Here is a 13,330-nt window from a genome sequence, read left to right as displayed (position 1 = left end):
AAGAACCGGATTGCTTCGTCGGCTTCGCCTCCTCGCAATGACGGCAAGCGACCCGCACCATCATCCGTCAGCGATATCCGCTCAAATCCCTGATCGTCGGGTGATCGCCGTTGAGCGGATTTGCCGGATCGCGCCTGTAATTCAGCGTCTCGAACCGCATCGCGCGCGCGTCCACCATCAGCAGGCGTCCGACCAACCCCTCGCCGAATCCGACGATCTCGCGAATGACCTCCAGCGCCGTCATCGAGCCGAGCACGCCGGCCAGCGCGCCGAGAATGCCTGCTTGCTGGCAGCTCGGCACCGTGCCCTCCGGCGGCGGTTCGGGAAACAGGCAACGGTAGGTCGGGTTGAACTCGCCATCGGCGTTTTTTTCGTGGGCGCGGATCGTCGTCAGCGACCCGTCGAACACGCCTAACGCGGCGGTCACCAGCGTCTTCTTTGCGAGAAAGCACGCATCCGCCACCAGATAGCGCGTGGTAAAATTATCCGAGCCGTCGGCGACGATGTCGTAGTCAGCAAAAAGCTCCACCGCGTTCGACGCATCCAGCCGCATATTGTGCGCGCGGAATGCGACGTGCGGGTTGAGCGCGCGGATTTTGTCCGCGGCGCTCTCGACCTTGGGACTGCCGATATCAGGCGTCGCATGAATGATCTGGCGCTGCAAATTCGACAGCGAGACCGTGTCGTCGTCGATCACGCCGAGCGTGCCGACGCCGGCGGCGGCCAGATACATCAGCGCCGGCGCGCCGAGACCCCCGGCTCCGATCATCAGCACGCGTGCGTTGCGCAGCGCGTTCTGGCCGGGGCCGCCGACCTCGCGCATCACGATGTGGCGGGCATAGCGTTCAAGTTCGTCGGCGCTCAGCATCGTCCTGTCGTTCTCGTGTCTCGATCCAGCGCCGCAACATGGCCTGAACCCGATAGCCGCTGTTACCGACCCAGCAGATGTGTTTCAATAGCGCCGTTTCAACGGAGACGAAAGCTGTCATGCGAGCGACGGTCGCCGCGGCATTGATAATCGTGACCACCGCGATTTACGCCCACGCGCAGCCGGCCGGCACCAACGGGCGCGCTGGGACGAAGCCGGCGGCCGCCCACCCCGCGGCGCAAACTCCGGCCGATACCGCCAAGGCGATGACGCAGGCGGAGTTGCAGGCGCTTCAGTCCGACCTGGCGTGGACCGGTCACTATAACGGCATCATCAACGGCGAGGTCAGCGACCGGCTGATCGCTGCAATCAAGGCGTTCCAGAAGGATCGTGGCGGCAAGCAGACCGGCGTGCTCAACCCGCAGGAACGCGGTGTGCTGGCCGCGACCGCGCGGAAATCGCGGGGCAATGCCGGATGGAAGATCGTTGCCGATACCGCAACCGGCGCCCGGCTCGGCCTGCCGGCGAGGCTGGTGCCGCAGCGCTCAAGCGAGGGCGACGGCACGACATGGCGTTCGTCCACCGGCACCATCCAGATCCTGGTGACGCGCCGCAAGGACGCCGACCTCACGACCGCCAGGCTCGCCGATCACGAACGCAAGCAGCCCGCCGGCCGCAGGATCGACTACAGCGCGGTCAAGCCTGATGTCTTCGTGCTTTCGGGCATGCAGGGCCTGAAGAAATTCTACGTGCGCGGCCAACTCCGCGGCAACGAGGCGCGCATCCTGACCGTCCTCTACGATCAGGCCACCGAAGGCACCATGGCGCCCGTGGTGATCGCGATGTCGAGCGCGTTCGACCCGTTTCCCGCGGACGGCCCGCCGCCGCGCAAGATCGTGGAGTACGCAACGGGCGTGAGCGTCAGCCGCGACGGCGCGATCGTCACCGGTGGCGACGTCACCAATGGATGCAAATCGATTGTCGTCGCGGGCCATGGCAACGCCGACAGGATCGCCGACGACAAGGATCACGGCCTCGCACTGCTGCGCATCTACGGCGCGCGCGGATTGCAGCCGATCGCGCTCGATGGCGGCGCGGCCAAAGGCGGCCTCACACTCGTCGGCATCACTGATCCGCAAAACCAGGGCGGCGGCTCCGCCGTGAGCCGGGTCAAGGCATCGGTTACGCAAGGAGCTGGCGGTGGCGAACTGGCGCTGTCTCCGGCGCCCGCATTGGGTTTTTCCGGCGCGGCAGCGCTCGATGCCAACGGAAAGTTCGCAGGCCTTGCGCTGCTGAAACCGGCTGATGTCGCCGGCCTTTCGGGTTCAGCGCCCGCCGCACAGGCCGTGCTCGCACCAGTCGAGGTCGTGCAGGCTTTTCTGAAGGCGAACAAGGTGACGCCCGCGAGCGGATCGTTCGACGCGAAAGTCGCGGTGGTCCGCGTCATCTGCGTGCGGAAGTAGGCGACTGAAAATTAAGAGCGTCACGGTCATTGCGAGGAGCGTAGCGACGAAGCAATCCAGACCTCCTGTTGCCTCTGGATTGCTTCGCTACGCTCGCAATGACACGTTGAAGCTCTTCAACCGTAACTCATCTCGATTTGCTGCTACTTCTGACAAACCGGGCACCAGAACGTCGAGCGTCCGTTCTGGGTGAAGCGCTTCACCGTGCCCCTGCACGTCGGCGTCCGGCATTTTTCGCCCTCGCGGTCGTAGACCCGAAACGAATGCTGGAAGTAACCCAGTTCGCCCGTGGTCTGGCGATGATCGCGAAGCGACGAGCCGCCGGCCTTGATCGCCTGATTGAGCACGTCGTGAATGGCCTCGACCAACCGTTCGGCGCGATCGGCCGGCCCGCCCGTTCTCGAAGCCAGCGTCGCCGCGAGACGGCGCGGCGACAGGTGTGCGCGAAACAGCGCCTCGCACACATAGATGTTGCCCAGCCCCGCGACCACGCGCTGATCCAGCAGCGCGGCTTTCAGGCTGGTCTTCTTGTCGCGGCAGGCGCGCGCCAGCATTGCCGCGTCGAATTCGTTGCCGAGCGGCTCCGGGCCGAGTCCTTTCAGCAGCGGTTCGTCGTCGAGCACCTCGCGGGCGATGACCTTCATGCAGCCGAAGCGGCGCGGATCGTTGAAGATCACGCTGGCGCCCGACGACATCGTAAAACTCACGTGGTCGTGGGCGCGGTCCTCGTTGCGCGGATGGTGACAATCGCCCGGAGCCGTGGCGCCGGCCGCCTCTACCACGCGGAACGATCCGGACATGCCGAGATGCATCAGGAGCACGTCGCCGGATGCGAGGTCCGCCAGCAGGTATTTGGCCCGCCGCCCGAGCCCGGTCACGGTCTGGCCCTCCAGGCGGGCGACAAAATCCTTCTGGAACGGAAACCGCAGGTCCTTGCGACGGGTCTCGGCGCGAACGATGGTGGCGCCCTCCATGGCAGGCTGCAAGCCGCGACGAACGGTTTCGACTTCGGGGAGCTCGGGCATCGTCGGCGTTCACCTTGGGGAATGGACGTGATAGCGCCATTGCGGCAGGCGCGCTATGGTCCGCCCAGTCAGAGCAACGGGATTGATGAGTATGGATCAGCCGGGCGACACCACGCATTTCGGCTTCAGGGACGTCCCCTTGGGGGACAAGCAGACGCTGGTGAACGGCGTGTTCCACAACGTGGCGCAGCGCTACGACCTGATGAACGATCTGATGTCCGCAGGGCTGCATCGGGTCTGGAAAGACGCGACCATCACGGCCCTCAACCCGCCGCGCAACGATGCGCCGTTCGCGCTGCTCGACGTCGCCGGCGGCACCGGGGACATCGCCTTCCGCGCGGCAAAAGCCGCAGGGCTCGGATTTCGGGCCACCGTCTGCGACATCAATCCGGACATGCTCGCGGTCGGCCACGAGCGCGCGGTCAAGCAGCATCTCGATCATCAGGTATCGTTCGTCGAAGGCAACGCCGAGACGCTGGCGTTCGCGGATCGCGGTTTTGACGCCTACACCATCGCGTTCGGCATCCGAAATGTGCCGCGGATCGACAGCGCGTTGCGCGAGGCGTTTCGTGTGCTGAAACCGGGCGGCCGGTTTCTCTGCCTCGAATTCTCGACGGTCGATGTGCCCGGGCTAGACACAATCTACGACCTGTTTTCCTTCAAGGTGATTCCGCCGCTCGGCCGCGCCGTCACCGGCGATGCCGACTCCTATCAGTATCTGGTCGAATCGATCCGCAGGTTTCCGAAGCCGAACGCCTTCGCCGACATGATCCGTGACGCCGGCTTCGCCCGCGTTAGCTGGCAAGCCCTCTCCGGCGGCATCGTCGCACTGCACTCGGGCTGGCGTTTGTGATCTCCGCACTGACCCATGCCGCGCGGCTGGCCCGCGCCGCGTTCGTTTTTGCGCGCGAGGGCGTGTTCGGCGTCGTCGATCCGTCGCTGGTGCCGCCGCCGGGGCAACTCGCGTTGCGCATGGCCCGGCTGATCGAGCGCCGCGGCGCGAAATCCGGACCGCGGCTGACGCGCGCGCTGACGCGGCTCGGGCCGGCCTATCTCAAGCTCGGGCAGTTCCTGGCCACGCGTCCCGATGTCATCGGCGTCGCCATGGCCCGCGATCTAGAAAGCCTGCAGGACCGGCTGCCGCCGTTTTCGCAAGGCGAGGCCGAAGCGGTGGTCGCGGCCGCGCTGGAACGGCCGGTGGCACAGGCCTTCGCAAGTTTCGGACCCGCGGTGGCGGCGGCTTCGATCGCACAGGTCCATCGTGGCGAGGTCGAGAAGGACGGCGTCCGCAAACAGGTTGCGGTCAAGGTGCTGCGGCCCAACGTCGCCTCTCGCTTCCGACGCGACCTCTCCGATTTCTTTTTCGTCGCCAACAAGGCGGAAGCGCATTCGGCCGAAGCGCGGCGGCTGCGCCTTGTCGAAGTCATCAACACCATGTCGCGATCGGTGGCGATGGAAATGGACTTGCGGCTGGAGGCGGCCGCGCTGTCGGAGATGGCGGAGAACACCCGCGACGATCCCGACTTCCGCGTCCCCACGGTGGACTGGGACCGCACCACCCACAACGTGCTGACGATGGAGTGGATCGACGGCATCGCGCTGAACGATCATGCGCGCCTTGCGGAATCGCAGATCGACCTGCCCGAGCTAGGCCGTAACGTGATCCAGAGCTTTCTGCGTCATGCGCTGCGCGACGGCTTCTTTCACGCCGACATGCATCCTGGCAACCTGTTCGTCGACGATTCGGGCCGTCTGGTCGCCGTCGACTTCGGCATCATGGGGCGGCTTGGGTTGAAGGAACGGCGTTTCCTCGCGGAGATCTTGCTCGGCTTCATCACCCGCGACTATCGGCGTGTCGCCGAAGTGCACTTCGAGGCCGGCTACGTGCCGGGACATCACTCGGTGGAGAATTTCGCGCAAGCCATCCGCGCCATCGGCGAGCCGATTCACAGCCGCACCGCCGAGGAAATCTCGATGGCCAAGCTGCTGACGCTGCTGCTCGAGGTCACCGGCCTGTTCGACATGCAGACGCGCCCCGAACTGATCCTGCTGCAAAAGACCATGGTGGTGGTGGAAGGCGTGGCGCGCAGCTTCGATCCCAAACTCGACATCTGGACGGTGGCCGATCCCGTGGTCCGCGAATGGATCACGCAAAACCTCGGACCGCTCGGACGGGTGCAGGGCGCGCTGGCCGGCGCCGGCGAGCTTGGCCGCGTGCTCAGCGGGCTACCCGCGATCGCCGCGCGCACGGTCTCTCTCATCGAGCAGTTCGAAACGATGGCGCGCGAAGGGCTGACATTGGGACCCGACACCATCGCGGAGATCAAGCGGGCCGAAGCGCGCAGCCAGCGCTGGAGCATTCTGGCGCTGTGGGTCATCGCGGCGGCGCTGGTGGGACTTCTTTTGAAAACCCATTGATTTGATTGCAATGCAATCATTGTGATGACATCAATGCTATCTATACGATAGCGTAAGCATCATGGCCAGCCTGACCATCCGCAAACTCGACGAAGCCATCAAGGCGGAGTTGCGGCTGCGCGCCGCACGCAACGGCCGTTCGGTCGAGGATGAGGTCCGCGTTATTCTGAGGGAGGCGGCAACCGCAACGCCCCCGACCGCTGCCACAGGCAATCGGGCATCCCGCAACGCAGCAATTTCAAGCGATCTGAATTCATTACGTAAATCCAGTGGTTTGCGGAACGTGACGCTGATTATCGGCGGCGGCATTGCCGCCTACAAGGCACTCGATCTGATCCGGCGACTGAAGGAGCGCGGGTTTATTGTGCGATGCGTCATGACGAATGCTGCGCAGCAATTCGTCACGCCGCTGAGCGCCGGCGCCCTGTCCAGTAGTCGCGCCTACACCGACCTGTTCGATCCCGGCAGCGAATTCGATGCGGGCCATATCCGGCTCGCGCGCGACTGCGACCTGATCGTGGTGGCGCCCGCCACCGCCGACCTGATGGCCAAGATGGCGCATGGCGTGGCCTCCGATCTCGCCAGCGCGATCCTGCTCGCCGCCGACAAGCCGATCCTGCTGGCGCCGGCGATGAACCCGCTGATGTGGAACAACCCGGCGACGCGCCGCAACGTGGCGCAGCTCGCGCGCGACGGCGTCGCGATGATCGGTCCCAATGCGGGCGAGATGGCTGAAGCCGGCGAGGCCGGCGTCGGCCGCATGGCCGAGCCGACGGAGATCGCGACCACCGCTGAACGGATGCTCGGGCCCACGCGACCGCAACCGCTCAAAGGCCGCCGCGTGCTGGTCACGGCGGGGCCGACGCGTGAGCCGATCGATCCGGTGCGCTATATCGCCAACCGCTCCTCGGGCAAACAGGGGTTTGCCATTGCTGCGGCGGCGCGGGCGGCGGGGGCGGAGGTCACGCTGATTTCAGGCCCGGTCGATCTCGACGATCCCGCAGGCGTCACGGTGGAGCACGTCGAATCCGCGCGCGCGATGCTGGCGGCGGTCGAGGCGGCGCTGCCCGCCAATATCGCGATTTTCACCGCCGCGGTCGCCGACTGGCGGGTCGCCCGCGAAGGCGCGCAGAAACTGAAGAAGACCGCGGCCGGGATGCCGCCGCTGCAACTGGTCGAGAACCCGGACATTCTGGCAACGATCTCGAAGCTACGCGACAAGCGCCCGCCCCTCGTTATCGGTTTCGCCGCCGAAACCGAGCATCTCATCGACAACGCCAAGGCGAAGTTCGCGCGCAAGGGCTGCGACTGGATGGTCGCCAATGACGTGTCGCCCGAGACCGGCGTGATGGGCGGCGACCGCAACACGGTGCATTTGCTGACGCGTGACGGCGGCGGCGAGATCAAGGCCGAGTCCTTTCCCGTCATGACCAAGGAAGAGGTTGCCGCAATGCTGATCGAACGCATCGTCTCTACCGTGACGGATTCGCCGGCATGAGCGGCCCGGTCAAGGTTGAGGTCCAGCAATTGCCTCACGCCGAGGGTCTTCCGCTGCCGGCCTACCACAGCAGCCAGGCCGCCGGTCTCGACCTCGTGGCCGCGGTTCCCGAACAGACGCCGCTGGTTCTCGCAGCCGGACAGCACACGATGGTCCCGACCGGGCTCGTCATCGCATTGCCCGACGGGTTCGAGGCGCAGGTGCGGCCGCGCTCCGGCCTCGCCGCCCGGCACGGCGTCACCGTGCTGAATTCGCCGGGCACCGTGGACGCCGACTATCGGGGCGAGATCAACGTGCTCCTCGTCAACCTTGGGGATGCGCCGTTCACGATCCGGCGCGGCGAGCGCATCGCGCAGATGATCGTGGCGCCGGTGACGCGCGTGGAACTCGCGCGCGCGGAATCGCTGTCGGCTACGACGCGCGGCAGCGGAGGATTCGGTTCGACCGGGCGCTAGTGATTCTCGAAAGACACGCCCCATTCGCTCGCGAAAACCGATTCAATTTTACAACAATCGTCTCGGAAATGTCGCGACCGCGCATTTTTCCATCGCCGGACTCCCGTTCACGGTCTGGACTCTTACCCCCCGAGTCCGCTTAAGCATAATGTTGGTCGATTCGCGAACGGCGAGCGTTTTACCGGTCGTATATCGTCGTGCGGTTTTGGGGCAAACATGTCGGACGTAGTCGCGGTGATGCGTCGGACCTTGCTGTCATGCACCTCGCTGGTGCCGGGCGGCATCGCCGGCGCTGGCGCGGCATGTCTCGTCGACATATCGCCCGCGTGGGCCGCGGAGCCGGGCTTGTCCGAGCGGCTGATCCAGACCTTCATGGATCTCAGCCGGCAGGATCTGACTGCGCTGGCGATGGCGCTGGGCGTGCTCGGCTTCTCGGTGGTCGCCGCTATCCTGCTGATGCGCACGCGCATCCGCGCCGCCGCGAACGAGCAGCGGCTGCGCACCGAACTCCGCGAACTTCAATCGGAAGCCGACCGCTTTCGTGCGCTGCTGTTCGCAGAGCCGCAGATTTTGATTTCCTGGGGCGCGGGCGAGGATCGTCCCCAAGTCAGCGGCGACACAGCGCTGCTGTTGCCGCAGGATGCAAAACAGCCTTTGCGGGTTCTGGCGTTCGGAACCTGGCTGCCGCCGGAACCGGCGTTGCAGATGGATCATGCGGTCGATGCGCTGCGCAACGCCGGGGAAGGTTTTCTGCTCAATCTGGTCACGTCGGCCGGGCGGACCGTGGAAGCCATGGGCCGCGCCATCGGCGGCCAGGCCATCGTGCGTATCCGCGACCTCGGCGGATTGCGGCGCGACCTCGCCGAGACGACGCTGCGCCACAACAGCCTGCTGGAAGAAACCGGGATGCTGCGGGCCTTCGCAGCCGCGGCGCCATGGCCGCTCTGGGCTCGCGGCGAAGACGGCAACCTCAATTTCGCCAACGCCGCCTATGCCCGCGCCACCGAAGCCGCTGGTGCAGCCGACGCAATCCAGCGCAATCTCGAACTGCTCGACAGCGACGACCGCATCGCGATGGCGCGGGCGCTGAACGACCATGCCGCCTTTGCCGCGCGACTGCCGATCGTGATCGGCGGCGAGCGGCGCATGTATGACGTTCATGCGCTCCGGGCCGCCGGCGGAAGCGCCGGCATCGCGCTCGACGCCAGCGAAGCCACCGCGCTGAGCCAGGCACTGGAGCGGATGGCGGAGGCGCATCGCCGGACCCTCGACCAGTTGTCATCCGGTGTCGCCGTGTTCGACGGCCAGCGGCGGCTTGCGTTCTACAACGATTCCTACCGCCGGCTGTGGGATCTCGACCGCACCTTTCTCGACGCCAATCCCAACGATTCCAGCGTGCTCGACCGCCTGCGTGCGGCGCGCAAATTACCGGAGCAGCCAGACTTCCGCGCCTGGAAGGCCCGCCTGCACGAAGCCTATCGCGCCAATGAAGCCGCCAAGGACGTCTGGTATCTGCCGGACGGACGCGCGCTCAGCATCGTCACCACGCCGAACCCCGAAGGCGGCGTCACCTATCTGTTCGACGATGTCACGGAAAGTCTCGAGCTTGCGCGGCGTTACGACCGGCTCATCACCGTGCAGCGCGAGACCCTGGACAGCCTGACCGAAGCAGTCGCGGTATTCGGCAGCAACGGCCGCGCGCAGCTTTTCAACCCGGCCTTCGCCCGGATGTGGAAGCTTTCGTCCGAGGCGCTCTTGCAGCAGCCACATATCGATACCGTCGAGGCCTGGTGCAAGCCGCTGTTCGACGACGCCGCCGCATGGCAGACCATCCGCAACGCCGTCACCGGCATCGACAATCGCAGTGCAGTACGGCTCAAGCTCGAGCGCAAGGACGGCAGCGTGCTGGACTGCATGACCATGCCGCTACCCGACGGCGCCACCATGCTGACGTTCCACGACATCACCGACAGCGAGAACGTGGAACGCGCGCTGCGCGAGCGCAACGACGCGCTCGAGACCGCCGACCAGATGAAGGTCGATTTCGTCCATCACGTCTCCTACGAGCTGCGTTCGCCGCTGACCACCATCATCGGCTTCGCGCACCTCATGAACGATCCCGGCACCGGGCCGCTCACCGAAAAGCAGACCCAGTATATCGACTACATCACCTCGTCGACCGACGCGCTGCTCGCGCTGACCAACAACATTCTCGACCTCGCCACCATCGACGCCGGCGCCATGACGCTCGAGCTCGGGCCGGTCGATGTCCGCAAGACCATCGCGGCGGCGGCGGAAGGCATTCAGGACCGCCTGACCCGCGAGCGAATCGTCTTGATGGTCGACGTCGATCCGGCCATCGGCAACTTCATCGGCGACGAGCGCCGCATCGTTCAGGTCCTCTATAACCTGCTTGCCAACGCTGCCGGCTTCTCGCCGCCGGACGCCGTGATCGCGGTGAGCGCCCGGCGTACCGAGCACAATGTCAGCTTTGCCGTCACGGACGAAGGCCCCGGCATTCCGCCTGAGGTCAAGGACAAGGTGTTCGACTGGTTCGAGAGCCGCGCCAACGGCTCGCGCCATCGCGGCGCGGGCCTCGGCCTGTCGCTGGTGCGCTCCTTTGTGGAGCTCCATGGCGGGCGGGTGCATTTCGATCCGACCGTCAGACGCGGCACCAGGGTCGTTTGCGATTTTCCGCTCGACCAGACCGCGCATCGCAACGCCGCGGAATGACGGAGCCGTCGACATTTGCAACCGCGCTCGCCAACGAGACCGCGACCACGCATCTCATGGCCGACCTCGCGCTGCTGATCGGCCCCGGCGATGTCATTACGCTGTCGGGCGATCTCGGCGCGGGCAAGACCGCCGCCGCCCGCGCCATGATCCGCTACCTGGCGGGCGACGACACGGTCGAGGTGCCGAGCCCGACGTTCACGCTGACGCAGCATTACGATCTGCCGTGCTATCCGCTGCTCCATGCCGACCTCTATCGCATCAATGGCCCCGGCGAACTCGAGGAGATCGGCCTTGCGCCGCTGCCCGACGCCACGGTGGTCTTGATCGAATGGCCGGAGCGCGCAGCCGGCACCTTGCCCGCCGATCGGATCGACATCGCCATCAGCCACCGCCCGGCGCTCGGATCGGCGGCGCGCGCGGCCGAAATCACAGGTTATGGCAACGCCGCGGCGCAGGTTGCACGGCTGGCAGCGCTGCGGCAGTTTCTCGACGACGCCGGATATCTCGACGCCACACGGCAGCACATGGCGGGCGATGCCTCGACACGGTCCTATGCCCGTCTGATCCGCAGCGACGGCAGCGTCATCCTGATGAACGCGCCGCGGCGGCCCGACGGACCTGCAATCTATAACGGCAAGTCCTACAGCGCCGCGGTCCACCTCGCCGAAGACGTCAAACCCTTCGTCGCCATCGCGCGCGGCTTGCGTGATCACGGCTTTTCCGCGCCGGCGATCCATCATGCCGATCTGGAGTCGGGATTCCTCGTCACCGAGGATTTCGGCAGCGCGGGCTTCGTCGAAGGCACGCCGCCGGCGCCGAGCGCCGAGCGCTATCAGGCCGCCACCGACATGCTGGCCGCGCTGCATTGCTGGACGCTGCCCGACACCCTTCCCGTCGCGCCGCATGTGACCTACGCCATCCCGGTGTTCGATACCGAAGCGATGCTGGTTGAGGTCGGCCTGATGCTGGACTGGTATCTGACCGACCGTGGCCTTGAGCCGGACGGCGATCTGCGCGCGGAATTCACGGCGATGTGGCGCGCGTTGCTGGCGAAGCCGATGGCTGCGCCCAGAACCTGGGTGTTGCGCGATTTCCATTCGCCCAACCTGATCTGGCTGGAGCAGCGGCGCGACACCGGAAAGGTCGGCGTCATCGACTTTCAGGATACCGTGCTTGGTCCCGCCGCCTACGATCTGGTCTCGCTTTTGCAGGATGCGCGGGTGGACGTGCCGGAATCGCTCGAACTCGCTTTGCTGGCCCGCTACATGAAGGCGCGGCTGGGATCGGGTCAGGCGTTCGATCCCGCCGGCTTCGCCGAACTTTACGCCATCATGTCGGCGCAGCGCAACACGCGGCTGCTGGGCACGTTCGCGCGGCTCAACCGGCGCGACGGCAAACCGCACTATCTACGCCATCAGCCCCGGATCTGGACCTACCTCACTCGCTCTCTGGCCCACCCCGCATTGTCGGCTGCCCAAGCCTGGTATCTAGCTCACGTTCCGCCTCCGGCGGCTTGAACTCATTTGCTTTACGGCTTGTTAGCGGTCGTGTCCTAACCTCCGCGACTCTAAGCCGCACCGCGGTGCGGTTCCTCGACGACGGGAGCGAGCCATGGGTGCGGAACGGCGCAAGGGCGAACGCGTCACCTTCGAACGCGGATACAGCGCGCATATGATGGGCATCGACGGCACTTGGCGCCGCGACTGCACCATGGAGGATGTGTCGGAACATGGCGCCAAGCTGACCGTCGAAGGTTCCATCGAAGGCCTGCATCTGAAGGAATTCTTCCTGCTGCTGTCATCGACCGGTCTCGCCTATCGCCGCTGCGAGCTGGCCTGGGTCAATGGCGACCAGATCGGTGTCAATTTTCTGAACCTGAACGACAAAAAGAAAAAGGCCGCCCGGCGCAACGGCGTTACCGCGGACGCCTGATCCGCGCAGTGGAGATTCGCGCCGCATCTCCGTGTCACGCCCGCGTCGCGAAGGCGTCATGCTTGGTGGCTATCGCCTGATCAATGCGATTCGCGAATCGCCGTGATATGATCTCTTGAATCGACCAGCGAGCGCCGGAGACCTTGCCCAGGATGCCCGTCACCCCGACCACAGCCATGGTGCTCGCCGCGGGCCTCGGCCTGCGGATGCGGCCGCTGACGGAGCGGATGCCGAAGCCCATGGTGCCCGTGGCCGGCAAGCCGCTGCTCGATCACGTACTCGACAAGCTGGCGGATGCGGGCATCGGTGAAGCGGTCGTCAACGTGCGCTATCTGCCGGATCAGATCATCGATCACGTGGCGCACCGCAGCCGTCCGCGGATCGTCATTTCCGACGAGCGCGACGAGGTGCTTGGCACCGGCGGCGCCGTGGTGAAGGCGCTGCCGCTGCTCGGCGCGGCGCCGTTCTTCCATCTCAATGCCGACACGATGTGGATCGACGGCGCGCGTCCCAATCTGACGCGGATGGCTGAAGCGTTCGATCCCGCGCGCATGGACATCCTGCTGCTGATGGCGCCGACGGCGAGCAGCATCGGCTATGGCGGCAGCGGCGACTACGCGATGCTCCCCGACGGCGCGCTGCGCAAGCGGAAAGAGAATCAGGTCGTTCCGTTCGTCTATGCCGGCGCCGCCGTCATGTCACCCGCGCTGTTCGCCGGCGCACCCAGCGGCGAGTTTTCGCTGACGACAATGTTCGATCGCGCCAACGAGCAGGAGCGCCTGTTCGGGCTGCGACTCGACGGCGTCTGGATGCATGTCGGAACGCCGGATGCCGTCCAGGCCGCCGAGAATGCGGTCCTCGCCAGCGTCGCCTGATATCCGCCTTGCAGCCGAACTTGCAGCCGGTCGTTGTCCATCCCTTCCCGTGTCATGATA

11 protein-coding genes are annotated in these 13,330 nt (G+C 65.7%); 9 read left to right on the top strand and 2 right to left on the bottom strand.

What is annotated here, in order from left to right; all coding sequences use genetic code 11:
* Window positions 1-67: 67 nt before the first annotated feature.
* The gene (locus V4R08_RS11765) at window positions 68-868 is read right to left on the bottom strand and encodes a HesA/MoeB/ThiF family protein (RefSeq protein ID WP_335579524.1); all 801 of its coding nucleotides are present in this window, start codon (window positions 866-868) and stop codon (window positions 68-70) included.
* A gap of 119 nt (window positions 869-987) precedes the next feature.
* Between V4R08_RS11765 and V4R08_RS11760 the strand changes: the two genes are divergently transcribed.
* Window positions 988-2,331: a serine protease gene (locus V4R08_RS11760; protein WP_335579523.1), complete on the top strand. Its 1,344-nt coding sequence runs from the start codon at window positions 988-990 to the stop codon at window positions 2,329-2,331.
* Between the two features lie 143 nt (window positions 2,332-2,474).
* Here V4R08_RS11760 and mutM read toward each other — a convergent pair whose 3' ends face one another.
* Window positions 2,475-3,356: a bifunctional DNA-formamidopyrimidine glycosylase/DNA-(apurinic or apyrimidinic site) lyase gene (gene mutM, locus V4R08_RS11755; protein WP_335579522.1), complete on the bottom strand. Its 882-nt coding sequence runs from the start codon at window positions 3,354-3,356 to the stop codon at window positions 2,475-2,477.
* A gap of 91 nt (window positions 3,357-3,447) precedes the next feature.
* Between mutM and ubiE the strand changes: the two genes are divergently transcribed.
* The 8 genes from ubiE (at window position 3,448) to V4R08_RS11715 (ending at window position 13,270) form a co-directional block, all read left to right on the top strand.
* On the top strand, window positions 3,448-4,209 hold the full coding sequence (ubiE, locus tag V4R08_RS11750; protein WP_335580256.1) for a bifunctional demethylmenaquinone methyltransferase/2-methoxy-6-polyprenyl-1,4-benzoquinol methylase UbiE: 762 nt from the start codon (window positions 3,448-3,450) through the stop codon (window positions 4,207-4,209).
* A complete protein-coding gene (gene ubiB, locus V4R08_RS11745; protein ID WP_335579521.1) occupies window positions 4,206-5,774 on the top strand; it encodes a 2-polyprenylphenol 6-hydroxylase in 1,569 nt (522 codons plus the stop codon). Before ubiE ends, ubiB begins: the two co-directional genes overlap by 4 nt.
* A 61-nt stretch (window positions 5,775-5,835) precedes the next feature.
* On the top strand, window positions 5,836-7,272 hold the full coding sequence (gene coaBC, locus V4R08_RS11740) for a bifunctional phosphopantothenoylcysteine decarboxylase/phosphopantothenate--cysteine ligase CoaBC (RefSeq protein ID WP_335579520.1): 1,437 nt from the start codon (window positions 5,836-5,838) through the stop codon (window positions 7,270-7,272).
* Window positions 7,269-7,727: a dUTP diphosphatase gene (dut, locus tag V4R08_RS11735; RefSeq protein ID WP_335579519.1), complete on the top strand. Its 459-nt coding sequence runs from the start codon at window positions 7,269-7,271 to the stop codon at window positions 7,725-7,727. The genes coaBC and dut overlap by 4 nt, the downstream gene beginning before the upstream one ends.
* 216 nt (window positions 7,728-7,943) lie before the next feature.
* Window positions 7,944-10,460 carry a sensor histidine kinase gene (locus V4R08_RS11730; protein ID WP_335579518.1) on the top strand — a complete coding sequence of 839 codons (2,517 nt, stop codon included), beginning with the start codon at window positions 7,944-7,946 and terminating at the stop codon, window positions 10,458-10,460.
* Complete coding sequence (tsaE, locus tag V4R08_RS11725) at window positions 10,457-11,980, top strand: tRNA (adenosine(37)-N6)-threonylcarbamoyltransferase complex ATPase subunit type 1 TsaE (protein WP_335579517.1); 1,524 nt, start codon at window positions 10,457-10,459, stop codon at window positions 11,978-11,980. Before V4R08_RS11730 ends, tsaE begins: the two co-directional genes overlap by 4 nt.
* Before the next feature lie 94 nt (window positions 11,981-12,074).
* On the top strand, window positions 12,075-12,395 hold the full coding sequence (locus V4R08_RS11720; protein WP_335579516.1) for a PilZ domain-containing protein: 321 nt from the start codon (window positions 12,075-12,077) through the stop codon (window positions 12,393-12,395).
* 152 nt (window positions 12,396-12,547) lie between these two features.
* Window positions 12,548-13,270, top strand: coding sequence for a nucleotidyltransferase family protein (locus V4R08_RS11715; protein WP_335579515.1), 723 nt, complete (start codon window positions 12,548-12,550; stop codon window positions 13,268-13,270).
* Window positions 13,271-13,330: the final 60 nt, after the last annotated feature.

The organism is Nitrobacter sp. NHB1 (assembly GCF_036964665.1).
Classification (GTDB): domain Bacteria; phylum Pseudomonadota; class Alphaproteobacteria; order Rhizobiales; family Xanthobacteraceae; genus Nitrobacter.
The sequence above is the reverse complement of the archived record's forward strand: the minus strand, read 5'-3'. Positions and strand labels throughout refer to the sequence as shown.

Excerpts from the sequence above, each read along its gene's own strand:
- V4R08_RS11765 (WP_335579524.1), bottom strand. The coding sequence starts at position 868 with ATGCTGAGCGCCGACGAACTTGAACGCTATGCCCGCCACATCGTGATG.
- V4R08_RS11760 (WP_335579523.1), top strand. The coding sequence starts at position 988 with ATGCGAGCGACGGTCGCCGCGGCATTGATAATCGTGACCACCGCGATT.
- mutM (WP_335579522.1), bottom strand. The coding sequence starts at position 3,356 with ATGCCCGAGCTCCCCGAAGTCGAAACCGTTCGTCGCGGCTTGCAGCCT.
- ubiE (WP_335580256.1), top strand. The coding sequence starts at position 3,448 with ATGGATCAGCCGGGCGACACCACGCATTTCGGCTTCAGGGACGTCCCC.
- coaBC (WP_335579520.1), top strand. The coding sequence starts at position 5,836 with ATGGCCAGCCTGACCATCCGCAAACTCGACGAAGCCATCAAGGCGGAG.
- dut (WP_335579519.1), top strand. The coding sequence starts at position 7,269 with ATGAGCGGCCCGGTCAAGGTTGAGGTCCAGCAATTGCCTCACGCCGAG.
- V4R08_RS11730 (WP_335579518.1), top strand. The coding sequence starts at position 7,944 with ATGTCGGACGTAGTCGCGGTGATGCGTCGGACCTTGCTGTCATGCACC.
- tsaE (WP_335579517.1), top strand. The coding sequence starts at position 10,457 with ATGACGGAGCCGTCGACATTTGCAACCGCGCTCGCCAACGAGACCGCG.
- V4R08_RS11720 (WP_335579516.1), top strand. The coding sequence starts at position 12,075 with ATGGGTGCGGAACGGCGCAAGGGCGAACGCGTCACCTTCGAACGCGGA.
- V4R08_RS11715 (WP_335579515.1), top strand. The coding sequence starts at position 12,548 with ATGCCCGTCACCCCGACCACAGCCATGGTGCTCGCCGCGGGCCTCGGC.